Source organism: Methylocystis parvus (genome assembly GCF_049675845.1).
Taxonomy (GTDB): Bacteria; Pseudomonadota; Alphaproteobacteria; order Rhizobiales; family Beijerinckiaceae; genus Methylocystis; species Methylocystis parvus_A.
Genome location: NZ_CP187161.1, coordinates 692942 through 718695 on the forward strand (window position 1 = coordinate 692942; position 25754 = coordinate 718695).

The window sequence follows — 25754 nt, forward strand, 5'->3', positions numbered from 1 at the left end:
GCCGCGCTAGCGTCACGGAGAAGACATGCTCGAACTGGTCGCGACGCCTGACAATCCCATTCCCGACGGCGCCGTCGTCCATCAGCTCAAGAGCTATGACGACAGGCGCCTGCGCGCCGCGACGTTCCCCGCCCGCGAGACCCCGCGCGGCACGGTCGCGGTCTTTCAGGGCCACAACGAGTTCATCGAGAAATATTTCGAGACCATCGAAGCGCTGCGCAAGCGCGGCTTCGACGTCGTCGCGCTCGACTGGCGCGGACAGGGCGGCTCGGAGCGCGAGCTGGAAGATCCGCGCAAGGGACATATCGACGATTTCTCGCAGTATCAGCGCGATCTCGAGGTCTTCGTCGCGGATGTGCTGAGACCCCGCCCGCAGCCATGGTTCGCGCTGGCGCATTCCATGGGCGGCGCCATCCTGCTCGACACGGCGCATGCCGGCCGCCCGCCCTTCGAGCGGATCGTCGTCACCGCGCCGATGGTCGATCTCGCCAATCTGATCTTTCCGCGTGGCGCGCGCTGGCTCGCCGATACGCTCGACATGCTGGGACTCGGCGCGCAGTTCATCCCTTTCGGCGGCGGGCGCAACTTTCTTGAACTGCCCTTCGAGGGAAACAAGCTGACCACAGATCCGGTGCGCTTCGCACGCAATGCGGGGATCGTCCGCGCGGCGCCGTCGCTCTTGATCGGCGATCCGACGATCGGCTGGGTCAACGCCGCCTTCCGCCTCATGAACCGCTTCGACGCGCCGGAATATGCGAGGCAGATTCGAACGCCGATTCTCGCCTATTCGGCGGGGCTGGAGAATGTCGTGTCCAACCCCGCCATCGAACGCTTCGTGCAGAACCTCAACAATGGCGCATTGATCCCGATCTCAGGATCGAAGCATGAGATCTTGATGGAGCGCGATCCGGTCAGGGAACGGTTCTGGAAGGCGTTCGACGCGTTTGTGCCGGGGTCGGGGAAGGCTTAGGCGCTCAACAGCCTCACCGCCGCCTCATGCAGCGCCCGATCGCCGGCCGCGACGATCGCGCCGCCCTTCGACGCATCGCCGCCGTCCCAGGTCGTCACGACGCCCCCCGCGCCCTCGATGATGGGGATGAGCGCCACAATGTCATAGGCGTTGAGGCCCGCCTCGATCACGAGGTCGACATGGCCCGCCGCCAGCGCGCAATAGGCGTAGCAGTCGCCGCCATAGCGCGAGAGGCGCACCTCGGCTTCGACGCGGAGGAAGCTCTCGCGCAACGCGGGCTCGATCAGCAGAGGCGAGGTCGTCATCATCGTCGCCTGCGCGAGCTTGGGGCACGGGCGGACGACGAGCTTGCGACGCTCCTCCGGAGCCTTGCCATGGCGGGCCGGGCCGCGCCAGAAGGCCGCCTCGCCGTCGCCGTGGAAGCGCTCGCGCGTGAAGGGCTGGTGCATCAGCCCGTAGCAGGGCCGGCCGCGATGCTGCAGGCCGATCAGCGTCCCCCAGGTCGGAAAGCCGGAGATGAAGCTCTTGGTGCCGTCGATGGGATCGAGCACCCAGACATATTCGGCGCCGGAATCCTTCGAGCCGAATTCCTCGCCGATGATCCCGTGGTTCGGAAAGGTCCGCTCGATCAGCCGGCGCATGGAGAGCTCGGCGGCGCGGTCGGCCTCCGTCACGGGATCGAAGGCGCCGCCATGCGCCTTGTCGTCCGCGGCGAGGGCCGTGCGGAAGAAGGGCATGATCGCTTCGCCCGAAACGTCGGCAAGCTCCTCTACGAAGCGTTCGAAATCGACGACTGTCATGGATTCTCCAGCGACGCGGCGGTCGCGTTATTCGGCGGCCATCCGGCGCGGGCCGCCAAGGGATTCGTCGAGCTCGATGTCCTGCGCAAGGCCCGCGACGACTTCGGCCAGATCGGCGACGACCGTCTGGAAGCGCGCGTTCTTCTCCAGCGTCGCCTCGTCCATGTAGAGGCCGCGCGAAACCTCTATCTGCACGGCGTGCCATCCGGCCGCCGGGCGGCCGAAATGCTCGGTGATGAAGCCGCCCGCATAGGGGCGGTTGCGCTGCACATGATAGCCCCGCGCGCGCAGCCGCTCCTCCACCCCGCCCACGACGACCGGCGCGGCGCTCACCCCATAGCGATCGCCGATGACGAAATCGACGCGCTTTTTGTCCGCGCGGGCCGCGGCGGCTGACTCGCGGGCGCTGGTCGAGGGCATGGAGTGGCAATCCACCAGCACGGCGAAGCCGAACCGGCGCTGGGAGCGCTCCATCAGGCCACGCAGGGCCGCGTGATAGGGCTTGTAGAGCGCCTCGATCCGCCGCAGCGCCTCGTCGAGCGGGATGCGGCTGGCGTAGATCTCACGCGCGTCGGCCACGACGCGGGGGATGGTGCCGAGTCCCGCCGCGACGCGGAGCGACCGCGTATTGGCGAAGGACGGCAGTGGACCGTCGAAGAGTTTGGGATCGAGCTCATAGGGCTCGCGGTTGAGGTCGAGATAGGCCCTCGGGAATAGCGCCCGCAGCATCGGCGCGCCCACGGCCTGCGACGCGGCGAAGAGCTCGTCGACATAGGCGTCCTCCGACCGGCGCAGGGACGCGGCGTCGAGCCGCGCGGCGGCAAGGAATCGCGCCGGATAAATCCGGCCGGAATGCGGCGAGGAGAAGACAAGCGGCGAGAGCAGCTCGGCCGGCTCGACGACCTCGAAGGGCGCCGGCAGCTCGGGCTCGTGCAGCGCGATGGCGGCATCCCCGTCGATGCGTCCTGATTCTACCTCATTCATCAGCTCGCCCCGCCTTGGCCTCGCCGGATCGACGCCCTCATAATAGCAGGCGGGCGTCGCGCGGCTCACCCAAGCTCCGCGAATTTCCACATTATAGTCGCCTAAGTTAACGTGACGCAGCCGGAGTTTCACCTGATATTTACGAAGGTCCGGCTCTATGTAGAAAACTACGCGAGGACTGCGATGAACGAGAGGCTGAACGCGAAGATCCTGCTTGCAGAAGACGACAACGATATGCGTCGTTTTCTGGTCAAAGCCTTGCAGCAGGCCGGCTTCTCGGTGACGTCCTTCGACAACGGCCTCTCGGCCTACGACCAGCTTCGCGTCGAGCCTTTCGAGCTTCTCCTGACCGACATCGTCATGCCGGAGATGGATGGAATCGAGCTCGCCCGCCGGGCGACCGAGCTCGACCCCGACATCAAGGTGATGTTCATCACGGGCTTCGCCGCCGTGGCGCTCAACCCGGACAATCAGGCCCCCCGTCAGGCGAAGATCCTCTCCAAGCCGTTCCATCTGCGTGACCTCGTGACCGAGGTTCAGCGCATGCTCGCGGCCTGATCATCCCGACGCGCGCGCCGGCGGGCAGGCCCCGGCGCCCTCAGCGGGCCGCGATGCGCGCCAGCGCTTTTTCGAACATGTTGCGCCGCCGGCGGACCATGATCCCCGCAATCTCCAGAGTCTGATCCTCGAAGCGCACGTGCGGCGGCCCATCCATCAAGGTGAGGTCGTAGGGCTGGGCCATGAGCGTGCGCTCCGAGCGCGTCATTTCCACCGCAACCCTCGATGTCGGCGGCAGTTCGGCCGTCACATAGTGCAACGCCATGAGATTCGGGACATTCTCTCGGGCGAGCGACTGTGCGTTCTTGCGGATGAGCCGGTCGCCGGCGCGGATGCTGTAGCTGCCGCTTCTCTCCGTCGAACGCAGCGCCAGCGCGACAAGGGCGCCATTGGCGTCCCAGACGCAGGCGCCGCCGCGCTGAAGTTCGACAAACGGGCCTTCGAATACGCTGCTGCTGGTCGTGATCCGCTTGCCCGGGCCGTCGATGCGCGCCTTTTTCGCATCGAGATAGTCGAAGGTGAGCGCGCGTCGCGCCTGGCGCGGCGCCGGAACCGGTTCGCGCAGGCGCGCCGCCACGGCCTGCGCCACCAGCATCGCCGGTTCGGGACCAATATGCGCGGAGTCGACATATTGGCTCTGGGCGATCCCGCCGAGAATATCGGCCTGCAAGAGACAATCGGCGGCGCCGCGCACGCGAGCGATGTCGCAATAGAGCCGATCCATGATCAAGGACAACTCCGCCTCGCCTTCCGGCTCCGGCGGGCGCAGGCAGAGGCACAGGAAAAGAAGCCCGATCCCTTCGCCTGCGCAAAGGGTGATCACGTCGTGCAGCGCCTCCTCGACGAGTTTCAGCGTGATGTTGTTTCCGAGAAGCCAGAGCGAGTCGTTCAGCGCGTATTCGAAGATGACGACGTCCGGCCTTTCGGTCCCCTCCTGACGCATTTTCAGGAGCCGCAGCAGACCGAAGAGAGAACCGACGGCGCCCAGGAACTTGTTCTCGATTCGATGCTCCGGCGCGATCTGCGCGAGCGTCGCGGCCCAGCCGTTTTTTGGACCGGAATTGGAGCCGCCGAGGACCATGATGTGCAAGCGCAGTTTCTCCCGAGCGCGTAAACGCCCGAACTGTTTAGGACCCGACGGCTTCGTCCGCCAGCCTTGAGTCACATCTGTTTATCGGGTACTAAGTCCTCAATTCTCTGCGCAAAACGTGGGATGCCGCCCCCAGGTCAGAGGGCGCAATAAGAGAATCCCTTCTACCGCCAAACGCCCGGTACGAATGCATTTCATCATCGATAGCGACAGCGGCGACGCAATTTCCGGTTGGCTCGCCCCGGACAATCCCTCGACCGTACCGCATTTCATCGTGTCGATCCCCGGCCGTGACGAGATCGAGATCCGCGCCAATCTGATGCGGGAGGGCATTCGCGACCTCGGCCTCCATGCGACCGGTGAGTGCGGATTCGTCATTTCCACCGATATCGTCCCCGATCTGCCGCTCGTCATGGATGTCGAGATCATGGAGGCGGAAACGCGCCTCCCGATCTATCGCCGATTCCAGGCCGATCTCGATGTCCCGCGCAAAATGTTTCTCTTCGACTGCTCGATCATCCCGCAGCGACGCATTCAAAACGAGATCAAGAACCGTTTTTCGCTCACCTATTTCAGTTCGGAGCGCAACGGGCTCGAAACCACCGTGGCGATGATCGCCAATCCCACCAACAGGTCGACCTTCATTTCGGGGCGATCGGTGCTGATGCGCTACAACGACCTTCTCAAGGAGAAGGACTATCTCCGGGTCGCGCTCTTGCGCGAGCCCCACGAGGAACTCGCCGAGCGCCTCTATTTCTTCAACTTCCTCGTCAGGGAAGGCGACGCCGCCTCCTTCTCGACCTACACGCACGGCGCGCGAAGCCTGCTGGAATTCGCCCGCGACCTGCCCTTCAACGATCTGAAGGCGCTTACGGGCGCGTTCCGCGCCTCCACCGAGCAACAGCGTCGCGAGCTCATGAGCCCCATGACCAAGGTTTTCGGCTGCGACGTGGACGAGCCGCCGAAACACGCCAATGTGTCCAAAGCCCTCGAAAGCCTTTCGGATTTCGACGTCGTCGGAACGCGGGAGCGCTTTCCGCTCTTCAAGGACCTGCTTGCCGGGGCCGTGGGCTCCAATATTTTCGGGGATGAGGCGCCCGTGGTCTTCCAGAGCGTCAAGACGCTCGCGGCCAATCTGGCCAAGATCGGCGTCGTCAACGACCTCCTCGCCGACGACCTCGCGCTCTATTCCTATGTCGAGGACGCGATCAACGAGGGCGTGAGCACCCCGGACGCGACGCTTCAGCGCCAGATTTAGCCGGAATCGCACGGACGGCTTGCCGAAACAGGCGCGTTGCGCTAAGAGCGCTGCCAAATCGTCAACTTGAGCCGGCCGCCCCGCGCCGAAAGGCGTATCGGGGTCGTGGCCGTTTAATATCGCAGGAAGGACGCGTTCAGATGAAGAAGGACATCCACCCGGACTATCACACGATCAAGATCGTGATGACCGACGGCACCGAATATCTGACGCGCTCGACCTGGGGCAAGGACGGGGACACGATGAATCTCGACATCGACCCCAAGACGCATCCGGCCTGGACCGGCGGCTCCACGCAGCTCCTCGACCGCGGCGGCCGTCTCTCCCGCTTCAATTCGCGCTTCGGCGGCCTCTCCTTCGGCAAGAAGTAATAGCCGCCCTAGGGCGACTGGCCTCGAAAAGGCGCCGGGTCATTCCGGCGCCTTTTTCGTTGATGGCGACATTCAGGGAGCGCTCCGCACGTTGGCGGCGCCAATTTCAAATCAGAGACTTAACCAATCAGGGCCGCCGTCATCTCATCATTCGCGACAACTGCCTTTTGATAGATTTCGACTTCATCTGAGAAACTTCGTTCAAAAACAGAACGGTAAGCCTCAAAATCAATCGGCGGTCGCTCGGAAACGTTGACGCGCGGCGCCGCCAAACGCGGCTTGTGCAAGGCTGCGGCAAGAGCATCCACTGACCGCTGCAATCGTTCGACAAGGCCGACGAATACGAAATATTCATCGAACATGACCTCCGCCGGCATCGTTCTCGGAAGAACCGGAAAGTGCCAGATGAAGGAATAGCTGTTGATTCCGGCGCGTTGTTCCTCGGATCTCACCGCCAGCCAACGCTCAAAGGCGCGAGGGTCGTCCTTCTCGCCATTCGGATCGAGATAAAGCCACTGGGAGACGAAGCGGGCGTATGGCTCTCTGAGAAAGCAAAAGAACTGACGCGCTTTCGGATAATAGTCATGAACGCCGAACTTCCGGAAGGCGTTGAAATGGCCGTAAACGCAGACGCCGCCTCGCAACTCGTGAAGAACAGGCAGCGTTTCGCCTTTGCGATAATGCTTCAACAGACTCTCGCCCGGGAACCACTGTTCGAGAACCCAGCCGAAACTCGTACCCGCCGTCTTGGGTATATGAAGGCCGATCAGCGGCTGGCCGGGATCATACGTAATCATCACCCATCCTCGAAGGCTCTCCCTCCCGAGGCGTGCCTCCGTTTTGAATGTTTTACAAGCGTTACCCCGGCGCCACGCCGCGGCCGGCGTTCAGCCGGCGCTCGGGTGGGCGGGTCGGGCCCTTATTGCGCGAACGCGTCGCGCAGCTTGGCGAGCTGCTCCTGCACCGGGGACGCCGCCGGCGCGCTGCGGGCGTGAGTCGATTCCGGCATGGCGTAGATGAGCTGGTCCAGATGGATGATGCGGGCCTGCAGGCGCAAGGAATGCAGAGCGAGATCGCGCAGGCGCTCCGGCAACCGCTGGAAAATATCCGCCGCGGAGGCGAGTTCCTGCTGGTGAAGCTTGACCCGGTGGCGGTCGCTCGCCGCCTGGGTGCGGGTCAGTTCGCCTTGATTGACTGCGCGCTGCAAAAGAAGCCAGGAGGCGATCTGCATGAGGCGCGTCGTCAGGCGCATGCTCTCCGCGGCATAGGCCAAGGCTTCGGCGCGGGGCAATTCCTTGGCCTCCTCGCGTCCCGGCCCGTCGAGATAGGCGGCGGCCTCTTCGACAAGGCCCATGCCTTCCTTGAACATCATGCCGAACGCCTCGGAACCGGCGAGCTTTTCGACGAAGGAAACGGGCTGGCTGTCCTCGCCCCGATTGTCACTTAAACGACCCATGCCACGCTCACGCCGCTAGATCACGCTGCTAATTGGGCCGAAACGCCCGACTACAAACGCGATCGCCTCAACTTTTCGAGTGAGCTTTGCGCGAAAAACCGGTCTTCCGTAATTCGCCGCGCGCTCTCGCCGGTCTGGTTGACGCCGGCGAACTCGATACACAGAGACATTAGCGCAATTGTAATGGACGCGCTCGCTTAGCCGTTTTTTAACCTTAATGCCGGCAACGGATTTTTAACGGCAAAAAAGAGAGCCGCGGAAGCGGCTCTAAAGGCTCATACAGGGAGGCATCAAGGACGAGTGGAGAAGAGATTGAGCCACTCGGGTCCGGAGTGCGGACATGAAAAGGCTGAGCTTCATTCATTAATTTACAGTTAACGCGCACAATTTTTTCGAAAGCCACGAAATGGCTCGAAATAACATTGGCTTGGCCGCGCCGGCGCCCGGGCGGTCCTGTCAGTGAGTTTGATAGGGAATGCTACATCCGCTTGCCGAACTCGGCCGCGCGCGGGTCGTCGACAGCCTTTTCGGCGTGGGAAAGCTGGACCACCCCCAGACAGAGGGCGACGAGGATCAGCGCGCGGACAATCTGGCCGATCGTGATGCGGGAGAATTTCGGACGCGGCGCGGCTCGCGTGACGACCGCCGGCTGTTCTTCCCTTTGCGAACGGTGATAGGCGCCGACGATCGCCCGCGGGCGCTGGGCGGGTTGCATCCCAAAGTCGACGTCCATATTCGCCATCGGAAGGACTCCGTTAAATTGTTTCCTAGATTTTAGACGGAGTTCTTACTTTTCCGTAAAGCTTCAGCTAACCCCGCGTTACGGCTTGACGCATGGGCGGGGGGGAGGCATTTGATCCCTCCCCCCTGCTTCCCGAGGCCTTCCCGAATGATTCGTTCCGCGTTGATGAATGTGATGACCGCCGCCGCGATCAAGGCCGGGCGGGGGCTGAAGCGCGACTTCGGCGAGGTCGAAAACCTCCAGGTTTCGGTGAAGGGCCCCGGCGATTTCGTCACCGCCGCCGACAAGCGGGCCGAGAAGACGCTATTCGAGGAGCTTTCCAAGGCCCGCCCCGGCTACGGCTTCATCATGGAGGAAGGCGGCTCGATCGAAGGATCGGACAAGAGCCACACCTGGCATATCGACCCGCTCGACGGCACCTCGAACTTCCTGCACGGCGTTCCGGTCTTCGCCGTCTCCGTCGCCCTCGAGCGCGACGGCCAGCTTGTCGCCGGCCTCGTCTACAATCCCGCCACGGACGAGATGTTCGTCGCGGAAAAGGGCCAGGGCGCCTATTTCAACAATCGCCGCATGCGCGTCGCCGCGCGCCGGACCCTCGCGGACTCGATGGTCGCCTGCGGCATCCCTCCCCTCGCCCGTTCGCGCAACCATGAGTCGTTCAAGCGCGAGCTCTCGGCCGGCATGGCGAAGATCGGCAATATCCGCCGCATGGGCGCCGCCGCCATGGATCTCGCCAATGTCGCCTGCGGCCGCTTCGACGGCTATTGGGAGCGCGGCATCAACTCCTGGGACGTGGCCGCGGGCATCGTTCTCGTGCGCGAGGCCGGCGGATTCGTCACCGATCTTTCGGGCGGCGGCGACATGCTGACCAAGGGCGAGATCTGCTGCGGCAATGAGGCGGTCCATCGCCAGCTTCTCGACGTGATGAGGAAGGCGTGACCGCACTGACCAGCGCGAGCCCCGAGATCACGCCCCTCCCCGGCCCCGCCCGCCTGCGCCGGCGCGAGGACGCCGATCTTCCCGAGATGCTCGATCTCTGGGTCGCCTCATGGCGCGTCGCCTATCCCCAGATCGATTTCGACGCGCGCCGTCCCTGGCTCGTCAACCAGATTGCGACGCTGGAGCAGGAGGGCGCCGTCACGCTCTGCGTCTTCCACGATGGCGCGCTCGCAGGTTTCGTCGTCATCCATCCGGAAACGGGCTGGCTCGATCAGATCTGCGTGGGTGACGCCTATAAGGGCAATGGCTGCGCGGAAGCGCTGATGGCGGCCGCGCGCGAAATATCGCCCGGCGTCATCCGCCTCGACGTCAACGCCGACAATATGCGGGCGATCCGTTTCTATGAACGCAACAGTTTCGTTCAGGTCGGTCGGGGCGAAAACACGCTTTCAGGCCGCGCGACCATTCAAATGGAGTGGCGAACGGCTGAATAATCCGCCGCCACGCTTTTCATCGCAGCCGCGGCGCTCCATATTGTGCGTGTCGAGTTTCGGCCGAACGATCTTGCTCTCTCGTCTCAAGACGCGCGGCGATGACATTCTCCCTAAACTTCGATTGAAAGACGCTGCATTCTCGCGGCGGTCTCTTCGTGTCTTGAAAGGAAACGCCATGCAGACTGGCGCCGTTAAGTGGTTCAACGCTCAAAAGGGCTTCGGCTTCATTCAGCCGGACGCCGGCGGTGGGGACGTGTTCGTCCACATCAGCGCCGTGGAGCGTGCGGGCCTCAGCAATCTCGCCGAAGGCCAGAAGGTCAGCTACGAGATCGTCGTCGACAAGCGCAGCGGGCGCTCCTCGGCCGACAATCTGAAGATTTCTCAGTAATAAAAAAAGGGGCCGGAAACGGCCCCTTTTCGCTTAGGGCGCGTCGTCGCCCGGAAAGGTCGACGCTTCGCCGACATGCGCGATGCGGATCATGTTGGTCGCGCCGGGTGAGCCGAAGGGCATGCCGGCGACAATGATGACGCGATCGCCATCCTCGCCGAAGCCTTCGCTGCGCGAATATTCGCAGGCGCGCTTCACCATATCCTCGATGTCCGCCGCGTCACGCGTTTCCAGCGCGTGCACGCCCCAGACAAGCGCGAGACGGCGCGCGGTGTCGCGCTTCGGCGTCAGCGCGAGGATGGGCGACTGCGGGCGCTCGCGCGCGATGCGCAGCGCCGTCGTGCCGGAAGAGGTCCAGGCGCAGATCGCCTTGGAATGGAGCGTCTGCGCGACATCGCGGGCGGCGACCGCGATGGCGTCGGCCGAGGTCGGATTCGGCAGTTCGCCGCGCTGCGCGTTGATGATCGAGCGGAACACCGCGTCCGTCTCGACCTCCTCCGCGATGCGGCTCATCGTCGCCACGGCTTCCTGCGGATATTGGCCCGCAGCGCTTTCGGCCGAGAGCATGACCGCGTCGGCGCCCTCGAAGACGGCGGTTGCGACGTCGGACACCTCGGCGCGGGTCGGCAGCGGCGAGAGATCATCGATTCGAGCATCTGCGTCGCGACGACGACGGGCTTGCCGAGCGGCGGGCCGACGCGTTGATGCGCTTCTGCAAGCCGGGCACCCTCTCCAGCGGCATTTCGACGCCGAGATCGCCGCGGGCGACCATGAGCGCGTCGAGACCTCGATCACCTCTTCAAGTGCGGCTATCGCCTGCGGCTTTTCGATCTTCGCCATCACCAGGGCGCGGCCCTTGGCGATCTGCTTCACTTCGATCACGTCCTCGGGGCGCTGCACGAAGGAGATCGCCACCCAGTCCACGCCCTCCTTCAGCGCCGCGTCGAGATCGGCGCGGTCCTTCGTGGTCATGGAGGTGATCGGGATTTCCGTATCCGGCAGGCTGACGCCCTTGCGGTTGGACAGGCGCCCCGCGACGTCGACGACCGCATGGGCGCGCTCGGGCGTCGTCTCCACGACATGGAGACGCACGCGGCCGTCGTCGATCAGGATCGTGTCGCCGACCTTGAGGGCCGCCAGAATTTCCGGATGCGGGAGGCGGACGCGGGTGACGTCGCCCGGCGTCGGGTCCGAATCGAAGACGAAGACGTCGCCCTTACGCAGATGGATCGAGCCCTCCTCGAAGGCGCCGATGCGCAGCTTCGGGCCCTGGAGATCGCAGAGAATGCCGATCGCCCGCCCCATCTCGGCCTCGATCTCGCGGATGATGCGCACATAGTTTCCGAGCGCCGCGTGGTCGGTATGGCTCATATTGATGCGGAAGACGTCGGCGCCCGCGCGCACGAGGCCGGCGATGACCGCCTTGTCGACTGTCGCCGGTCCGAGCGTGGCGATGATCTTGGTCCGCCTCAGCCTTCTCATTCCCAAATCCTCATCTACCTCGCGCGTTTCTTTCCGCTTTTTCGCGGCGCGCTTCAATGGCCGCTATAGCGCGGCTCTATGTCATTGCGCCGGCGCGGCGTTCGGATCCGTCAGCTGAACCGTCCAGCTCTTGGCGTCGCGCCCCGTGTCGATCTCGAAAAACCCCGTCCGCTCATACCCCCGCGCGAAGCAGTCCTCGCGGCCGTCGATCCGGAACTCGCGATCGCGCGTGCACATGAAGGCTTTGCCCTTCCACTCGCCGCCGCGCTCGTCCATCGCATACACATAGTAGAATTGTGCGGCGAGCGGCCCCCGCAGCAGCGTTTCGCAAGCCGACGGACGCAGATTCCACCATCCCTCCGAGAGCCAGTTCTTTCCGTCGGTATAGGCGATGGCCACGCTGACCCGCGTATTCGTGTTGTTGCACAGCCGAAAATCGGCGCGCGCCGGCGCCGTCAGGGCCAGGCCCGTCAGAATGGCGGGAAGGAAAACGCGTCGAATCATGGTTGAGGACGAAAGTGGAGGGTTCCTTCGGCGAAGCGCCGAAGCGCCGCCGTCCGAGGCACAGGCAAACCACGGGCGGCCGGCTTTGGCAACCCCGTCCGCGCCAAAAGGTCTCAGCCAAAGCCGCAGCGCCTGGGTTGCGGCGGCCTGTCGGCTTTCCCAGCTGTAAAAGAGGTTTGCAAAGTGGGAGATTGAGCGTTGCGCAAAAAGATTGTCGTCGTCCAGGGCCATCCCGATCCCGCGCCCGAGCGCCTCTGCCGGGGATTGGCGGAGGCCTATGCGCACGGCGCAGAGAAAGGCGGCCATGAGGTCAGGCGCATCGATGTCGCCGCACTCGATTTTCCCATGCTTCGCAGCCAGGCCCAGTTCGAGCGGGGCGCCCTCCCTCCGGCCATCGCCGAGGCGCAGGACACGCTGCGCTGGGCCGACCATTGGGTTCTCGTCTATCCCATCTGGCTCGGCGACGCGCCCGCCCTCTTCAAGGGCTTCATCGAGCAGACGTTTCGTCCCGGCTTCGCGCTTCGCTATCGGGACGGGAGAATCCCCCAGGGTTTGCTCCGGGGAAAATCCGCGCGCGTGATCGTGACGATGGGCATGCCGAGCCTCGTCTACCGCTTTTTCTTCTTCGCGCACGGCCTCAGAAATCTGAAGCGCAACGTTCTAAACTACGCGGGCGTCGCGCCGGTGCGCACGACGCTGATCGGCTCGGCGAAAGGCATGCAGCGCGACGTCGCCGAGAAGTGGCTTTCCGACGCCGAAGCGCTAGGGCGAGAAGCACGCTGATCGTCGGAACAAACTCGGCTTCCTCTTGTTTCGGACGGACGCAGCGGCGTCCGTTTCGTCAGGAGGCGCACATGGAGAACAACGAAGTCATCAAGACGCTGAACAATCTCGTCGAGATCAGCCGTGACGGGGAGAGAGGTTTCCGCACGGCTGCGCAGGAAGCGCGCGATCCTCAGCTCAGGAACATTTTCGAAAGCGCGGCGTCTCGCTGTGCGGACGGCGCCCGCGAACTGGAGTCGCAGATCACGACCATGGGCGGCTCGCCGTCGCATAGCGGCTCGGTCTCGGGCGCGTGGCACAGGGTCTGGACCAGCCTCAAGGCGATCGTCACCGGCCATAGCGACAAGGCGATCCTCGACGAAGTGGAGCGCGGCGAAGACGTCGCCAAGAGCGCTTATGAGTCGGCCATCGCAAAAGAACTGCCGCCCAAGATTCATGAGATCATCGCCCGCCAGTATCGCGGCGTGAAGGAAAATCACGACCGGGTGCGCGATCTTAGAAACCGGGCGGCGTGAGCCTCAGCCTGCGTCTTGCAGGATGCGCGCGGCGCGCGGCGCGAAATAGGTGAGCACGCCCGACGCGCCCGCGCGCTTGAAGGCGAGCAGGCTTTCCATCATGGCCCGCTCTCCATCCAGCCAGCCGTTCTGCGCCGCCGCCATGATCATCGCGTATTCGCCGGAGACCTGATACGCGAAGGTGGGCGCGTGGAATGTTTCGGCGACGCGGCGCACGATGTCGAGATAGGGCATGCCCGGCTTGACCATCACCATGTCGGCGCCCTGCTCCAGATCGAGCGATACCTCGCGCAGCGCCTCGTCCGAATTCGCCGGATCCATCTGATAGGCGCGCTTGTCCCCGCGTAAGGTCTTGTTGGTGCCGATGGCGTCGCGGAACGGACCGTAGAAAGCCGACGCGTATTTCGCGGCGTAGCTCATGATCTGAACATTCTGGAAGCCTTCCGCGTCGAGCGCCGTGCGAATGGCGCCGACGCGTCCGTCCATCATGTCGGACGGCGCAATGATGTCGGAGCCCGCGCGGGCCTGCGTGACCGCCTGCCGCGTCAGAACCGCTACCGTTTCGTCGTTGACGATCTCGTCTCCGACCAGCAGGCCATCGTGACCGTGGCTCGTATAGGGATCGAGCGCGACGTCGGTGATTACGCCGATTTCGGGCTCCGCCTCCTTGATCGCGCGGCAGGCGCGGCAGACGAGATTTTCAGGGTCGAGCGCGATGCTCGCCTTCTCGTCGCGAAGCCTTGGATCGGTGTTGGGGAAGAGCGCGACCGCGGGCACGCCGAGCGCCGCGGCTTCTGTGATCGCGGCTACGGCGACGTCGATCGACTGGCGGAAAACGCCCGGCATGGAAGCGACGGGTTCGCTACGTCCTTCGCCCTCAATGAGAAAGATCGGCCAGATGAGATCCGAAACGTCGAGCGTCGTCTCGCGCACGAGGCGCCGCGACCAGTCGCTCTTGCGGTTGCGCCGAGGCCGCTGCACGAGCGAGAGCCGCGTCGAAGAATTCTCCCTGTCGGTCATTTTCGCCTCCCTTTCGCGGACGCTTAACACGCATGGTTGCGCCTTTCGACTCCGGCGCGGGGGAACGTTATAGACATATGGCGCGTCCGTTGCGCTCGCGCAGGGAGAGAAGATGGCCGTCGCGGGCAAAGTCTCGTCGTCATTCGCCATGATCGCGGCGGCTGGCCTCGGCGCGTTGTGCCTGGGAGCGCCGAACCTCCTCGCGCAGGACGCTCAACCGCCGACGGCGCGCCCGCCCGCCGCAACGAAGGCGAAGCCGCAAAAGAACGGAGCGGCGCAGAAACCGAGCGCAGGCGCCGGCCCGCAGCGGCCCACGCCCGCGACGCCCCCGACAAGCAAACAAGGCGCGCCGGCGAAAGCCCCTGCGCCGCAATCCGCGCCGAAGGCTGCGCCCGCGCCCCCATCGCAAACTAAACTCCCGCCGCTGCCGCCGATCGACACCTCGAAGCCGCCGCCAACATTGCCGCGCGCGTCGCGAGAGCGCATGCGGGCCTGCGCCGAAGAATGGGACAAGTTGAAACGCGGCGCCAACGCGAACCTGCCAATGTGGCGCGACTTCGCGACCGGCTGCCTCACGCGCTGAGGGGAAATTCCAAGTCCTACAAAAAGCTTCGCCCGAGGCGCGCTTCAACCGCGATCCCCGGGCGATAACTTTTGAAACCGACGCGTGACCCTTGGGTCACGCATTGCGAAGACGCCTTGATCAGGCGCCCTCGTTGGTCGTTTCCGGCGCAGCTACCTTAACTTTGCGCGGCGCACGCTTCTTGGCCGGCGCTCGCTTGGAGGCGGTCTTCTTCGTCGCGGTCTTCTTGGTCGCGCGCTTCTTCGTCGCGGCCTTCTTCGTCGCAACGCGCTTTTTGGTCGCTACCTTGCGGACGGCCTTGCGAGCGGTCTTCTTCGTCGCGGTCTTCTTCGTCGCGCGCTTTTTGGTCGTCGCCTTCTTGACTGCGCGCTTCTTGGTAGCCGCCTTCTTGGTCGCGGTTTTACGCGCGCCCTTCTTCGCCGCAGCCTTCTTGGCCGGCTTACGCTTCGTTGTAGCTCTCGCCATAATAAGTCCCCTTGATCCGAATTGCCGGAGTTATGGTCGACCGACAATACGCGCAAATAGCGTAACGTGGTTAACTGCCGGTTCAAGTGGCGCCGCGCGACGCGTATGCAAAACAAGCCTTCGAGCGTGCTTTCGCAGCATCGTGGAGAGCGAAGAAGAGTGCGTCGAATGTCCTGTCGAGACGCCGCGTGAATGCTTTCACATCGTTTCGACGCACGCGCGATTGTTCTCGATAATCGCGTGCAACCGCAATTCCAGATCCGCGCGCATGACGCATCCGTATCGAAGCGAGCGATGCGGCTAACGCAATTCAATATGTTGTTTTTTCTTCGTGATCGCTTCAGTCGCACCCAGGCGAGCAAAGCCGCGCATAAGTCGTCGCAACACGTAAGGCTGTGTTGTGAGCCAGCTCAGAAGCGACTTGCGCATCGTCGTCACAAGAGCGCGCACATGTTCGCTCGAAGGTTCATGAGCGCAGGACGAGGACGCTTCGACTCAGGCTGGACGCGTCACGAAAAAAAATTGTGCGCGGCGCGAAAAAAAACAAAAAAAATGTCGGCTGACATCGTGCGCGAGACAAAAAATCGCGCAAGACGCAGCCGACACTGATTCGGATTCGCGAACCAGGCGCGGGATCAGACGCCCAATTTCTGCTTCAGCAGCTCATTCACGGCCTGCGGATTCGCCTTGCCGCCGGTGGTTTCATCACCTGGCCGACGAACCAGCCGAGCATCGTCGGCTTCGCCTTCGCCTGCTCCACCTTGTCGGGATTGGCGGCGATGACGGCGTCGATGGCGGCTTCGATCGCGCCCGTATCCGTCACCTGCTTCATCCCGCGCGCCTCGACGATCTCCTTCGGATCGCCGCCCTCGGTCCAGACGATCTCGAAGAGATCCTTGGCGATCTTGCCGGATATGACGTTGCTGGAGATGAGGTCGATAATGGCGCCAAGCGCCTGCGCCGAGACCGGCGAACGCGTGACGTCGAGACCTTCCTTGTTGAGGCGCCCGAACAGCTCGTTGATGACCCAGTTGGCGGCGAGCTTGGCGTCTCGTCCCTTCGCGGTCTCCTCGAAATAATCGGCGCTCGCGCGCTCCATCACGAGCACGCCGGCGTCGTAGGGCGGCAAGCCGTATTCGTCGATGAAGCGCTGACGCTTGGCGTCCGGCAGCTCCGGCAATTCCGCTTTCAGCGCATCGACATAGGCCTGATCGAACTCGAGCGGCAGCAGGTCGGGATCGGGGAAATAGCGATAATCGTGCGCTTCTTCCTTCGACCGCATGGAGCGCGTCTCGCCCTTGCCGGGATCGAACAGCCGCGTCTCCTGATCGATCTTGCCGCCGTCCTCGAGAATGCCGATCTGCCGGCGCGCCTCGACTTCGATCGCCTGCCCGATGAAGCGGATCGAGTTGACGTTCTTGATCTCGCACCGCGTGCCGAGCTTGTCGCCGGGCTTCCGAACCGAGACGTTGACGTCGGCGCGCAGGTTGCCCTTCTCCATGTTGCCGTCGCAGGAGCCGATGTAGCGCAACATCGCGCGCAGCTTCGGTGACGTAGGCCCGCGCCTCCTCCGCCGAACGCATGTCCGGCTTGGAGACGATCTCCATCAGCGCGACGCCGGTGCGGTTGAGGTCGACGTGGCTTTCGCTCGGCGAGAGGTCGTGCAGCGACTTGCCGGCGTCCTGCTCGAGATGCAGGCGCTCGACGCCCACCGTGATGCGCTCGCGGCGAAACGTCGACGATCACCAGGCCCTCGCCGACGATCGGCTGCTTGTATTGCGAGATCTGATAGCCCTGCGGCAGATCCGGATAGAAATAATTCTTGCGGTCGAAGACCGAGCGCAGGTTGATCTGCGCCTTGAGCCCGAGGCCCGTGCGGATCGCCTGGCGGACGCACTCCTCGTTGATGACCGGCAGCATGCCGGGCATCGCCGCGTCGACGAGAGAGACGTGATCGTTGGGCGCGCCGCCATATTCAGCGGAAGCGCCGGAGAAGAGCTTGGCGTTCGACGTCACCTGAGCGTGGAATTTCCATGCCGATGACGACTTCCCAGTCGCCGGTCGCGCCTCTTGCCGATTTTCGGCGTCTGGATGGTTCCGGCGGGTCTGGTGATCCTTGCGCCGCATTCGCCCGGGGCCGAAAGGCTCGCCCGCCGCATGCAATGGCAATGGCTGAAATTTCTGCGCTGGTCGATCCGCTACGGTTTCGTGCGCGTGAAGCGCGTCGAGCGGAAGGACGGCGACGGCGCGCCGCCCGAGCGGGATTAGGGCGCGCCGCTTCTTTAGGGGGTCATTCGCCTTTCGGCGCGCGCTCCCCCATCAGGCGCTCTTCATATTGAATCGACCATTCGATGATGGCCGTCCATAAATTCATCGCGACCTCGACAGAGAGGCCCTCGCGCCGCGCGGCGCCGAGCACCCGCGCCAGCACTTCGTCGACGCGATCCGGCACGCGCGCGGGAATGCCCAGCGCCGGCTTTACTTTCGCCGCGCGTTCGATCTGGCGCTGGCGCCTGGCGAGAAGCGCGACGAGTTCGTCGTCGAGCTCGTCGATGACGCGGCGGACGTCTGACATCTCGTCCTGCGCCGCCTTGAGGTCGGGCTCGGCTGCGGTCTTGCTCATCAGCGCCACCACGGTTGCGGGAAGTCGAACTTCGGCGCCGCCTGCTCGATCGCGGAAGCCAGCGAGAAGAGCGTCTCCTCGTCGAAGGGGCGGCCGATGAGCTGGAGGCCGAGCGGCAGGCCGTTGGCGGCGAGGCCGCCCGGAACGGAAATGCCCGGCAGTCCCGCCATGTTCACCGTCACCGTGAAGACGTCGTTGAGATACATCTCGACGGGATCTGTCGAACCCTGCTCGCCTTGCGCAAAGGCGGTGGAAGGGGTCGCGGGCGTCAGCACGGCGTCGACGCCAGCGGCGAAAGCCTCGTCAAAATCGCGCTTGATGAGGCTGCGGACCTTCTGCGCGCGCACATAATAAGCGTCGTAATACCCGGCCGAGAGCACATAGGTGCCGATCATGATGCGGCGACGGACCTCCGCGCCGAAGCCCTTGGCGCGCGTCTTTTCATACATGTCGATAATGTCGCGACCCTGCTCGCGCAGACCGTAACGCACGCCGTCATAGCGCGCGAGGTTCGACGAGGCTTCCGCCGGCGCGATGATGTAATAGGTCGGCAGGGCGTATTTGGTGTGCGGCAGGGATATCTCGACGATCTCCGCGCCGGCGTCCCTCAGCCACTGCACGCCCTGATCCCAAAGGGCGGCGATCTCGGCCGAGAGGCCGTCGAGGCGATATTCCTTCGGCACGCCGATGCGGCGGCCCTTCACCGACGCGCCGACGGCCTTTTCGTAATCCGGCACGGGCGCGTCGACGCTCGTCGTGTCCTTCGGGTCATGGCCCGCCATCGAGCGCAGCATGATGGCCGCGTCGCGCACATTGCGCGCGATCGGTCCCGCCTGATCGAGCGACGAAGCGAAGGCGACGATGCCCCAGCGCGAGCAGCGGCCGTAAGTCGGCTTGATGCCGACCGTGCCCGTGAAAGCCGCCGGTTGACGAATGGAGCCGCCCGTATCCGTCGCCGTGGCGCCGAGACACAAATGCGCTGCGACCGCCGCGGAGGAGCCGCCGGACGATCCGCCCGGAACAATCTTGGCGTCCGCATCGCCCTTGCGCTTCCACGGGGAAATCACCGGACCGAAGGCGCTCGTCTCGTTGGACGAACCCATCGCGAATTCGTCGAGATTGAGCTTGCCGAGCGTCACCGCGCCGTCGCGGATCAGATTGCCGGAGACGGTCGATTCATAGGTCGGCGTAAACTCGCCGAGAATACGGCTCGCCGCCGTCGTGCGCACGCCGTTCGAGCAATAGAGATCCTTGATGCCAAGCGGGAGACCTTCGAGCGCGCCGCCCTGCCCGCTCGCAAGCTTTCCGTCGCTCGCCTCGGCCTGCTTCAGCGCGAGTTCCGGCGTCTCGGTGATGAAGCAGTTCAGCGCGCGCGCGGCTTCGATCGCGGACAGATGCGCCTTGGTCAGTTCGACGGCCGAGATTTTCTTCGACTTCAGCGCGTCGCGCGCCTCGGCAAGGGTGAGATGCGTCAGATCGGACATCGACTCTCTTTATATATCGGAACCGGGAGCGGCGTGTCGGCGGGAGCTTACTCGATCACCTTGGGCACGACGAAGTAATGGTCTTCCTTGACGGGCGCGTTGGCGAGCACGTCGTCGGCGATGGCGCCGTCCGTTACGACGTCGGCGCGCTTCTTCATTTGCATCGGCAGCACGGAAGCGATGGGCTCGACGCCCTCAACATCGACCTCGGAGAGCGTCTCGACGAAAGAGAGAATGGCGTTGAGCTCGCCACGCAGACGCTCGACCTCGTTCTCCTCGACCGCGATGCGCGCGAGATGGGCGATGCGGCGAACCACCGCGGAATCGACAGACATTGGGAAGCTCCGCCGGATGAACCTGCTACGGCGCTATAACGCCTGGGACGGCGGGGCGCAATGCAGGGGGCGGCGGAAGCCTGATTTGCCGCCCGCAGAAAATGTTTCTCCATTTGGCGAGACATGGTAGCGCGAGGCATGGCCGCAAACGAAACATCGCTCGAAGAGATCGCGCAAACCCTCCCTCCCAGGGGACGCCTCATGGGGCTGGATCTTGGCACGAAGACCATCGGCCTCGCCCTTTCGGACGTCGAGCGCCGCCTTGCCTCGCCGCTCGACACGATCAAGCGGGTCAAATTCTCGGCGGACGCCGAGGCGCTCTTGAAGCGCGTCGCGGATTTCGAGGTCCAGGCGCTCGTCTTCGGCCTGCCGCTCAATATGGATGGCACAGAAGGGCCGCGGGCCCAGGCGACTCGCGCCTTCATGCGGAATTTGCGCAAATTGACCCCCGTGCCCTTCGTTTTCTGGGACGAGCGGCTCTCCACGGCGGCTGTGACTCGCGAACTCATCGCGCAGGACGCCTCGCGCGCGAAGCGGGCGGAGGTCGTCGACCGCATGGCCGCGGCCTATATACTACAAGGCGCGCTCGACCGTTTGACTCGGCTGGGGTGAGAAAATTGAAATAAGTCGTGGTCAACAAAATAAAAATCCCAAGTTTTCCGGCTCTTCCCCAATGTATACAACCTAGACGTGTAAATTGTGTCTTGACATCCTTGAGCTGAGCATTAAGAAAAAGACACGCTAAGGTCGTGTTTTAACCGCTTTTTGCAGAGGCTCCGGGTTTCGGAGGCTGAACATATGGGTCGCTCCATTACGTCCGCATCGCGTGTGTCGAAAGCCCCGGCGAAAGAAGCCGAAAACAGGCGCCGCCCGGACGAGGATGCCGCCGCGATGGCGAGTTATATCGCTGATATGGCTTCGGAACTCTCCCAGCTGGCGGGGCGCGCCGAAATGCCCATGGTCGCCTATTTCCTTAGTCTCGCCCGTGTCGAAGCGGAGATGCGGTCGCGAGAACTGGGCGGCGCGGAGATCGCACGCGAAGAATAAAGCTATCTCTGGTTGTATATTAGCGAGACGGAATTCGCTCCGTGGCGCTCGAGACGGCCGTCGAGATCGAGCTCCACCAGGACGCCTTGAACTTCCCGCGCCGACAGGCCCGCGATTCTGATCAATTCGTCCACTGCTACGGGCGCTGGCCCGAGCAAGGACATGATGAGTTCGCGCGCATCCGCGCGTGGTGGCGGCGGCGGCGGGGAAGCCTCGCTGAGGGTCGCCTCCGGAAACTCAGCCGGCGCCGGCGCGCTTTCCTCAAACGCGAAGGCGCCCTGGGACGGAAAGAGGTCCAGCTCGTCGAACAACGGCTCATCTTCCGGCGTCCGGTCGTCGTCGTCGAAGAGCGTTCCAGCGGGCCTTGCCGCCCCTGCGCCGAGCGCGTCGATGACGTCCTCCGGCCGCGCGCAGAGTGACGCGCCCTGGCGCAGCAGGTCGTTCGTTCCCTCCGCACGTGGGTCGAGCGGCGAGCCCGGCACGGCGAAAACCTCGCGCCCCTGCTCATTGGCGAATCGCGCCGTGATGAGCGAGCCCGAACGCCGCGCCGCCTCGACGACGACGGTCGCCCGGCTGATGCCCGAGATGATGCGGTTGCGGCGGGGAAAATCGCGTCCGCGCGGCTCCCATTCGAGCGGCATTTCCGAGACGAGAAGTCCCTGCTCCGCGATCTCCGCGACGAGGCGCTCATGCTCGGCGGGATAGGGCCGCGCCTGCCCGCCCGCAAGCACCGCGATCGTTCCTGTCTCCAGAGTCGCGCGATGCGCCACGGCGTCGATCCCGCGCGCAAGGCCCGAGACCACGACATAATCCGCCCTGGCGAAACTGCGAGAAATGCGCTCGGCGAAAGCGAGCCCCGCGGCGGAGGCGTTGCGCGACCCGACCAGCGCAACGCCGTCGCGCCGCGCGGTTTGCGCCACGCCGCGGATCGACAGGATCGGCGGCGCATCTGGGATTTCACGCAGGAGCGGCGGATAATCGGGGTCGCCAGTTGCGACGAATCTCACGCCCATCGCAGCGGCGCGCTCAATCTCGCGCAAGATTTCTTCGCGCGGCGCGATCCGTATCGTTCGCCCGCGCAGGGATTTGGCGGCGAGGCCCGGAAGCGCCTCCAACGCCGCGCGCGCGCCGCCGTAACGATTGATGAGTTCGCGGAAAGTGCGCGGGCCGATATTTTCACTGCGTATGAGGCGAAGCCAGTCGACGAGCTGCTCGTCGGAGAGCCGCGCGCCGGAGGCCGATGCGCTCATGCTTTCTGACCGATCCGGCTTTCAGTCCCGGCGCGCAGGCGAGCGATGTTCTCGGCGTGCTTGCGCCAGAGGAGCGCAGCCATCGCGCCGACGACAAAGGCTTCGCCGCCATGGCCGAGCGCGAAGAGGATGAGCGGCGCGGCTGCGCTGGCGACGAGCGCCGATAGCGAGGAGTAACGAGTGACTGCGGCGACGGCGAGCCAGACGCCGCAAAAGGCGAGGCCCACCGGCCAATGCAGGCCGAAAAGGCAGCCCAGAAAAGTCGCGACCCCCTTCCCGCCCTTGAACTTCAACCAGACAGGAGCGATGTGCCCGACAAAGGCGGCGAAGCCGGCGATCATCGCGCCCTCGGGTGAAAGCTTTGCGCCGAGGAGAACCGCGACAGTGCCCTTGAGCGCATCTAAGAGCAGCGTCGCCGCCGCAAGATCCTTGCGCCCGGTGCGCAACACATTGGTCGCGCCGATATTGCCCGAGCCGATCGAGCGCAGATCGCTCGTCCCGGCTCCGCGCGTGAGCAACAGGCCGAAGGGGATGGAGCCAAGGAGATAACCGAGGATGAGAGCGAGCGCGTCAGGCAGGAATGACATCGTGAACCGCTTGAAACCCAGTCTGAGGAAGCGCCGCCAGAACCGCGGCGAATGCTAACGGAGCCTTGGCCGGACCGCAACAGGCGTCGACTCGCGTCCCTTTGTAAGACGTTCTGACCGGGAACTGCGAGCGGAGGAATGACTTTTTCGCCAGCGCCATCATGACGCTCCCGTTTTGCCGCCGAAAGGGCTAAAGGGAGAGCCGGAAACCGGGAAACACCAATGAGCAATTCAGAGCGCAAATCGCGCCCGCGCGCCTTCCGCCTCCAGGGCGACGAAACGGTGACCTCGAAACCCGCCCCGCAGGTCGAGCCCGAGATCGATATTTTCGCGGAAGCCCCTGAACTTCTCGAAGGCGCGCAGGGCGGAGAGGAGGCCGTGACCGCCGCCCGCGCCAAAGGAATTTTGGAGCGTTACTTTTTCTCGTCGGGCGGCGTCTTCCTGTCGGCGATCACCGGATTGATCACGCTTGCGCTGACCGCGTGGGTCTGGAACCTCGTCGAAAATCTCTTCGCACATTCGACATTTCTGGGAACGATCGGCCTGGCTCTGGCTGCGGTGGCGGGCGCCGCCGCGCTCTTGCTGATCGCGCGCGAAGTGCGCTCGATCATGCTGCAAAACCGTATCGCCAAAGTCCATGCGGCGCTCGCGGCGGCGCGCGCGGCGAACGAGGAAAACGCGGCCAAGAGCGCGGTGCTCGACCTTGCAAAGATCTACGAGGGGCGCCCCGATCTCGCCCGTCCGCGCGCCCTCGTCGCCGACTACCTCAAGCGGATCATCGACGGAAAGGATCTGATCGACCTCGCGGAACGCAATCTCGTCGCGCCGCTCGACGAGCAGGCAAGACGCGAGATCGCCGCGGCGGCGAAGCGCGTCTCAGTCGTCACCGCTGTCAGCCCGCGCGCCGTGCTCGACGTTATTTTCGTCGCCGGACAGGCGATCGTGTTGATGCGCCGCATCTCGGAAATCTATGGCGGCCGGCCCGGACTGCTCGGTTTCTTCAAGCTCGCGCGCTCGGTCGGCGCCCATCTTGCGATCACCGGCACTGTAGCCGTTGGCGACACGCTGCTGCAGCAGGTGCTGGGACACGGCGTCGCCGCGCGCATTTCCGCAAAGCTCGGCGAAGGCGTGCTCAACGGCCTGTTGACGGCGCGCGTCGGCCTTTCCGCCATGGCTGTCTGCCGCCCTACTCCCTTCGTCACGGAGAAGCAGCCCGGCGTGAAGGACGTCGCGCCGTTCCTCTTTGGCGACAAGACCAAGGCTCAATGATTTGAAGATCACGACCTGGAACATCAATTCGGTGCGGCTGCGCATGCCGCTCGTCGCGCATTTCCTGAAGACGCGAGCGCCGGACGTCCTTTGCCTTCAGGAAACAAAGTGCCGCGACGCAGAATTTCCCATGAAGGATTTCACTGCGCTGGGTTACACCCATGTCGAGATCAACGGCCAAAAGGGGTATCACGGCGTCGCCGTGGTCTCGAAGAAGCCGCTGCGCCTCATCGAGAAGCGCGACTTTTGCGAGAAAGGCGACGCACGCCACATCGCGGTGGAGGTCGAGGGCAACGGCGGGCCGATCACGCTGCATAATTTTTACGTGCCCGCAGGTGGCGACGAGCCGGATGTCGACATCAATGCGAAATTTGCGCACAAGCTCAGTTTTCTCGACGAGATGAAAGCATGGGGCGAGAACGGCGCCGCCAAGGGGCGTGTCGCGCTCGTAGGCGATCTCAACATCGCGCCGCTGGAGCACGACGTGTGGAGCCATAAGCAGCTCCTGAAGGTCGTCAGCCACACCCCCGTCGAAGTCGAAAAGCTCACGAATGTTTTCAAGGCGGGGAAATGGATCGACGCCATGCGCCATTTCGTGCCGGCGGATGAGAAGCTCTACACGTGGTGGAGCTATCGCGCCGCCGATTGGGCGGCGTCGAACCGCGGACGGCGCCTCGATCACATCCTTGTCAGCGAGGCGCTGGGCGGGGGCCTGAAAAAGCTGGACGTTCTGACCGAGGCGCGCGGCTGGGAGCGGCCGTCCGACCATGTGCCGGTGACAATCGAATTGTCGGAGTGATTGCGGAGCGATAGGAGGCCCAATGATCGCTCGCGAGCTGATGACCCGGCGGTTTCCCTACGTTACGGAGGACGCCGATCTCGATTACGTCGCGAAGCTGCTTTCGGAATGCGACATTGGCGTCGTACCGGTCGTCGATGAAGCATTGTCGCCGATCGGCATCGTCACGCGCAGCAATCTCGAACGCGCGCGCGCGCCGATCCGCGCTGATCTGGGAGAGATACCGACCTTCCTGCTGCGCAACCGCGTCAAGCCGACCTTTCGCCCCGGTCCCTTCTCGCTGCGCGACATCATGACGACGCCCGCGATTTCCGTCCCCACCAGCGCAGCGCTGGCCGACATTGCGAAGGTCATGGAGAGCCATCACCTGAAGCGCGCGCCTGTGGTCGACGGACACAAGCTCGTCGGCTTCGTGCTGCTCCGGGAAGTGCTGCAGGCGATCGCCAATGGCGGCGCTCTCCCGGAAAGCGAACGGCCGATCCTTTCCATCCGTCCCCGCGAGCCGAATTTCTGCGAGGTCGCGACGGCCGAAGAATTCCGCGGCCTCGTCGCGGCGCATGAGCGCCAGCTTCAAGCCGAACGCATAGAGCGGCGCCGCGCGATTGATGAAATGCGCGAACAACGCATTCGCGACCTCGCGGCGGCGCGGCTGACGGACGGACAGTGGCGCGACATGCTCGCCAATGCGCGCAAGGCCGCAGAGGCGGGCCTGGCCGAGCAATTGCTGATCCGGTTCCCCTCGCAGCTCTGCACGGATGGCGGCCGCGCGATCAACGCCCCGGATTCGCACTGGCCAGAGACGCTACGCGGCGAGCCCGCCGACGTCTTCCGCAGATGGCGCAACGAACTGCATCCGCGCGGCTTCAAGATCGCCGCGCAGATTATCGACTTCCCTCAAGGGATGCCGGGGGATGCAGCGCTTTTTCTGATGTGGGGCGGCAAGGCGTAAGCGCCCTCT

General features: G+C 64.1%; 31 protein-coding genes and 1 pseudogene. 16 read left to right on the top strand and 16 right to left on the bottom strand.

Annotation, left to right across the window (positions count from 1 at the left end; all coding sequences use genetic code 11):
- Positions 1 to 25: 25 nt before the first annotated feature.
- Positions 26 to 970 carry an alpha/beta fold hydrolase gene (locus ACPFMJ_RS03750; protein WP_424362524.1) on the top strand — a complete coding sequence of 315 codons (945 nt, stop codon included), beginning with the start codon at positions 26 to 28 and terminating at the stop codon, positions 968 to 970.
- Here the strand turns inward: ACPFMJ_RS03750 and hisN are convergent.
- Entirely contained in the window at positions 967 to 1770 is an 804-nt protein-coding gene (gene hisN / locus ACPFMJ_RS03755) for a histidinol-phosphatase (RefSeq protein WP_424362525.1), read from the bottom strand. The two genes, ACPFMJ_RS03750 and hisN, sit on opposite strands and share 4 nt — an antisense overlap.
- A 27-nt stretch (positions 1771 to 1797) precedes the next feature.
- Positions 1798 to 2754, bottom strand: a complete 957-nt coding sequence (locus tag ACPFMJ_RS03760; protein ID WP_424363785.1) for an N-formylglutamate amidohydrolase — start codon at positions 2752 to 2754, stop codon at positions 1798 to 1800.
- 183 nt (positions 2755 to 2937) lie between these two features.
- Between ACPFMJ_RS03760 and cpdR the strand changes: the two genes are divergently transcribed.
- Positions 2938 to 3312: a cell cycle two-component system response regulator CpdR gene (cpdR, locus tag ACPFMJ_RS03765; RefSeq protein ID WP_424362526.1), complete on the top strand. Its 375-nt coding sequence runs from the start codon at positions 2938 to 2940 to the stop codon at positions 3310 to 3312.
- Positions 3313 to 3352: 40 nt separating this feature from the next.
- On the opposite strand, the gene ACPFMJ_RS03770 is transcribed toward cpdR, so the two are convergent.
- Positions 3353 to 4402 carry a hypothetical protein gene (locus ACPFMJ_RS03770; protein ID WP_424362527.1) on the bottom strand — a complete coding sequence of 350 codons (1050 nt, stop codon included), beginning with the start codon at positions 4400 to 4402 and terminating at the stop codon, positions 3353 to 3355.
- Between the two features lie 187 nt (positions 4403 to 4589).
- On the opposite strand from ACPFMJ_RS03770, the gene ACPFMJ_RS03775 reads away from it, so the two are divergent.
- Positions 4590 to 5660 carry a hypothetical protein gene (locus ACPFMJ_RS03775; RefSeq protein WP_424362528.1) on the top strand — a complete coding sequence of 357 codons (1071 nt, stop codon included), beginning with the start codon at positions 4590 to 4592 and terminating at the stop codon, positions 5658 to 5660.
- A 140-nt stretch (positions 5661 to 5800) separates the two neighbouring features.
- Complete coding sequence (gene rpmE / locus ACPFMJ_RS03780; RefSeq protein WP_424362529.1) at positions 5801 to 6031, top strand: 50S ribosomal protein L31; 231 nt, start codon at positions 5801 to 5803, stop codon at positions 6029 to 6031.
- A 119-nt stretch (positions 6032 to 6150) separates the two neighbouring features.
- Here the strand turns inward: rpmE and ACPFMJ_RS03785 are convergent, their stop codons facing one another.
- From ACPFMJ_RS03785 to ACPFMJ_RS03795, 3 genes are all read right to left on the bottom strand, one after another.
- Positions 6151 to 6828, bottom strand: coding sequence for a sulfotransferase family 2 domain-containing protein (locus ACPFMJ_RS03785; protein WP_424362530.1), 678 nt, complete (start codon positions 6826 to 6828; stop codon positions 6151 to 6153).
- A 122-nt stretch (positions 6829 to 6950) separates the two neighbouring features.
- Positions 6951 to 7487, bottom strand: a complete 537-nt coding sequence (locus ACPFMJ_RS03790) for a DUF1465 family protein (RefSeq protein ID WP_424362531.1) — start codon at positions 7485 to 7487, stop codon at positions 6951 to 6953.
- Between the two features lie 478 nt (positions 7488 to 7965).
- Positions 7966 to 8229: a hypothetical protein gene (locus tag ACPFMJ_RS03795; protein ID WP_424362532.1), complete on the bottom strand. Its 264-nt coding sequence runs from the start codon at positions 8227 to 8229 to the stop codon at positions 7966 to 7968.
- A 147-nt stretch (positions 8230 to 8376) separates the two neighbouring features.
- Here ACPFMJ_RS03795 and ACPFMJ_RS03800 point away from each other — a divergent pair, with 147 nt between their 5' ends.
- The 3 genes from ACPFMJ_RS03800 (at position 8377) to ACPFMJ_RS03810 (ending at position 10050) form a co-directional block, all read left to right on the top strand.
- Positions 8377 to 9168, top strand: coding sequence for an inositol monophosphatase family protein (locus ACPFMJ_RS03800; protein WP_424362533.1), 792 nt, complete (start codon positions 8377 to 8379; stop codon positions 9166 to 9168).
- Complete coding sequence (locus tag ACPFMJ_RS03805) at positions 9165 to 9662, top strand: GNAT family N-acetyltransferase (protein ID WP_424362534.1); 498 nt, start codon at positions 9165 to 9167, stop codon at positions 9660 to 9662. The genes ACPFMJ_RS03800 and ACPFMJ_RS03805 overlap by 4 nt, the downstream gene beginning before the upstream one ends.
- A 175-nt stretch (positions 9663 to 9837) precedes the next feature.
- Positions 9838 to 10050, top strand: coding sequence for a cold-shock protein (locus ACPFMJ_RS03810; RefSeq protein WP_424362535.1), 213 nt, complete (start codon positions 9838 to 9840; stop codon positions 10048 to 10050).
- 33 nt (positions 10051 to 10083) lie between these two features.
- Here the strand turns inward: ACPFMJ_RS03810 and ACPFMJ_RS03815 are convergent, their stop codons facing one another.
- Complete coding sequence (locus ACPFMJ_RS03815; protein WP_424362536.1) at positions 10084 to 11532, bottom strand: pyruvate kinase; 1449 nt, start codon at positions 11530 to 11532, stop codon at positions 10084 to 10086.
- 81 nt (positions 11533 to 11613) lie between these two features.
- A complete protein-coding gene (locus ACPFMJ_RS03820; protein ID WP_424362537.1) occupies positions 11614 to 12036 on the bottom strand; it encodes a DUF1036 domain-containing protein in 423 nt (140 codons plus the stop codon).
- Positions 12037 to 12234: 198 nt separating this feature from the next.
- Between ACPFMJ_RS03820 and ACPFMJ_RS03825 the strand changes: the two genes are divergently transcribed.
- The gene (locus tag ACPFMJ_RS03825) at positions 12235 to 12819 is read left to right on the top strand and encodes an NAD(P)H-dependent oxidoreductase (protein WP_424362538.1); all 585 of its coding nucleotides are present in this window, start codon (positions 12235 to 12237) and stop codon (positions 12817 to 12819) included.
- Positions 12820 to 12890: 71 nt separating this feature from the next.
- Positions 12891 to 13334, top strand: a complete 444-nt coding sequence (locus ACPFMJ_RS03830; protein WP_424362539.1) for a PA2169 family four-helix-bundle protein — start codon at positions 12891 to 12893, stop codon at positions 13332 to 13334.
- 3 nt (positions 13335 to 13337) lie between these two features.
- Here the strand turns inward: ACPFMJ_RS03830 and hemB are convergent, their stop codons facing one another.
- Positions 13338 to 14354, bottom strand: a complete 1017-nt coding sequence (gene hemB, locus ACPFMJ_RS03835) for a porphobilinogen synthase (protein ID WP_424362540.1) — start codon at positions 14352 to 14354, stop codon at positions 13338 to 13340.
- 112 nt (positions 14355 to 14466) lie between these two features.
- Here hemB and ACPFMJ_RS03840 point away from each other — a divergent pair, with 112 nt between their 5' ends.
- Positions 14467 to 14937, top strand: coding sequence for a hypothetical protein (locus tag ACPFMJ_RS03840; protein ID WP_424362541.1), 471 nt, complete (start codon positions 14467 to 14469; stop codon positions 14935 to 14937).
- A 120-nt stretch (positions 14938 to 15057) separates the two neighbouring features.
- Here ACPFMJ_RS03840 and ACPFMJ_RS03845 read toward each other — a convergent pair whose 3' ends face one another.
- Together ACPFMJ_RS03845 and gatB are read right to left on the bottom strand one after the other, a co-directional pair.
- Positions 15058 to 15402 carry a hypothetical protein gene (locus ACPFMJ_RS03845; protein WP_424362542.1) on the bottom strand — a complete coding sequence of 115 codons (345 nt, stop codon included), beginning with the start codon at positions 15400 to 15402 and terminating at the stop codon, positions 15058 to 15060.
- A gap of 635 nt (positions 15403 to 16037) precedes the next feature.
- Positions 16038 to 17443 (bottom strand): annotated as a pseudogene (gene gatB / locus ACPFMJ_RS03850) (Asp-tRNA(Asn)/Glu-tRNA(Gln) amidotransferase subunit GatB).
- 29 nt (positions 17444 to 17472) lie between these two features.
- On the opposite strand from gatB, the gene ACPFMJ_RS03855 reads away from it, so the two are divergent.
- Entirely contained in the window at positions 17473 to 17670 is a 198-nt protein-coding gene (locus ACPFMJ_RS03855) for a hypothetical protein (RefSeq protein WP_424362543.1), read from the top strand.
- A gap of 22 nt (positions 17671 to 17692) precedes the next feature.
- Here ACPFMJ_RS03855 and ACPFMJ_RS03860 read toward each other — a convergent pair whose 3' ends face one another.
- Genes ACPFMJ_RS03860 through gatC form a run of 3 tightly spaced genes read right to left on the bottom strand, consistent with a single transcriptional unit; the run spans position 17693 to position 19844 of the window.
- Positions 17693 to 18025 carry a chorismate mutase gene (locus ACPFMJ_RS03860; RefSeq protein WP_424362544.1) on the bottom strand — a complete coding sequence of 111 codons (333 nt, stop codon included), beginning with the start codon at positions 18023 to 18025 and terminating at the stop codon, positions 17693 to 17695.
- A complete protein-coding gene (gene gatA, locus ACPFMJ_RS03865) occupies positions 18025 to 19509 on the bottom strand; it encodes an Asp-tRNA(Asn)/Glu-tRNA(Gln) amidotransferase subunit GatA (RefSeq protein ID WP_424362545.1) in 1485 nt (494 codons plus the stop codon). Before gatA ends, ACPFMJ_RS03860 begins: the two co-directional genes overlap by 1 nt.
- Positions 19510 to 19556: 47 nt before the next feature.
- Positions 19557 to 19844: an Asp-tRNA(Asn)/Glu-tRNA(Gln) amidotransferase subunit GatC gene (gene gatC, locus ACPFMJ_RS03870; protein ID WP_424362546.1), complete on the bottom strand. Its 288-nt coding sequence runs from the start codon at positions 19842 to 19844 to the stop codon at positions 19557 to 19559.
- A 138-nt stretch (positions 19845 to 19982) separates the two neighbouring features.
- On the opposite strand from gatC, the gene ruvX reads away from it, so the two are divergent.
- Both ruvX and ACPFMJ_RS03880 read left to right on the top strand, forming a co-directional pair.
- On the top strand, positions 19983 to 20456 hold the full coding sequence (gene ruvX / locus ACPFMJ_RS03875; protein WP_424362547.1) for a Holliday junction resolvase RuvX: 474 nt from the start codon (positions 19983 to 19985) through the stop codon (positions 20454 to 20456).
- Positions 20457 to 20735: 279 nt separating this feature from the next.
- Positions 20736 to 20891: a hypothetical protein gene (locus tag ACPFMJ_RS03880; RefSeq protein WP_424362548.1), complete on the top strand. Its 156-nt coding sequence runs from the start codon at positions 20736 to 20738 to the stop codon at positions 20889 to 20891.
- Between the two features lie 2 nt (positions 20892 to 20893).
- On the opposite strand, the gene dprA is transcribed toward ACPFMJ_RS03880, so the two are convergent.
- Both dprA and plsY read right to left on the bottom strand, forming a co-directional pair.
- Positions 20894 to 22141, bottom strand: coding sequence for a DNA-processing protein DprA (gene dprA / locus ACPFMJ_RS03885; protein ID WP_424362549.1), 1248 nt, complete (start codon positions 22139 to 22141; stop codon positions 20894 to 20896).
- A complete protein-coding gene (gene plsY, locus ACPFMJ_RS03890; protein WP_424362550.1) occupies positions 22138 to 22728 on the bottom strand; it encodes a glycerol-3-phosphate 1-O-acyltransferase PlsY in 591 nt (196 codons plus the stop codon). The genes dprA and plsY overlap by 4 nt, the downstream gene beginning before the upstream one ends.
- Positions 22729 to 22950: 222 nt before the next feature.
- On the opposite strand from plsY, the gene ACPFMJ_RS03895 reads away from it, so the two are divergent.
- The 3 genes from ACPFMJ_RS03895 to ACPFMJ_RS03905 are packed head-to-tail and all read left to right on the top strand — an operon-like array spanning position 22951 to position 25745.
- A complete protein-coding gene (locus ACPFMJ_RS03895) occupies positions 22951 to 23997 on the top strand; it encodes a YcjF family protein (protein WP_424362551.1) in 1047 nt (348 codons plus the stop codon).
- 1 nt (position 23998) lies between these two features.
- On the top strand, positions 23999 to 24796 hold the full coding sequence (gene xth, locus ACPFMJ_RS03900) for an exodeoxyribonuclease III (protein WP_424362552.1): 798 nt from the start codon (positions 23999 to 24001) through the stop codon (positions 24794 to 24796).
- A 22-nt stretch (positions 24797 to 24818) separates the two neighbouring features.
- Positions 24819 to 25745, top strand: a complete 927-nt coding sequence (locus tag ACPFMJ_RS03905) for a CBS domain-containing protein (RefSeq protein WP_424362553.1) — start codon at positions 24819 to 24821, stop codon at positions 25743 to 25745.
- The last annotated feature ends 9 nt before the right edge of the window (positions 25746 to 25754 follow it).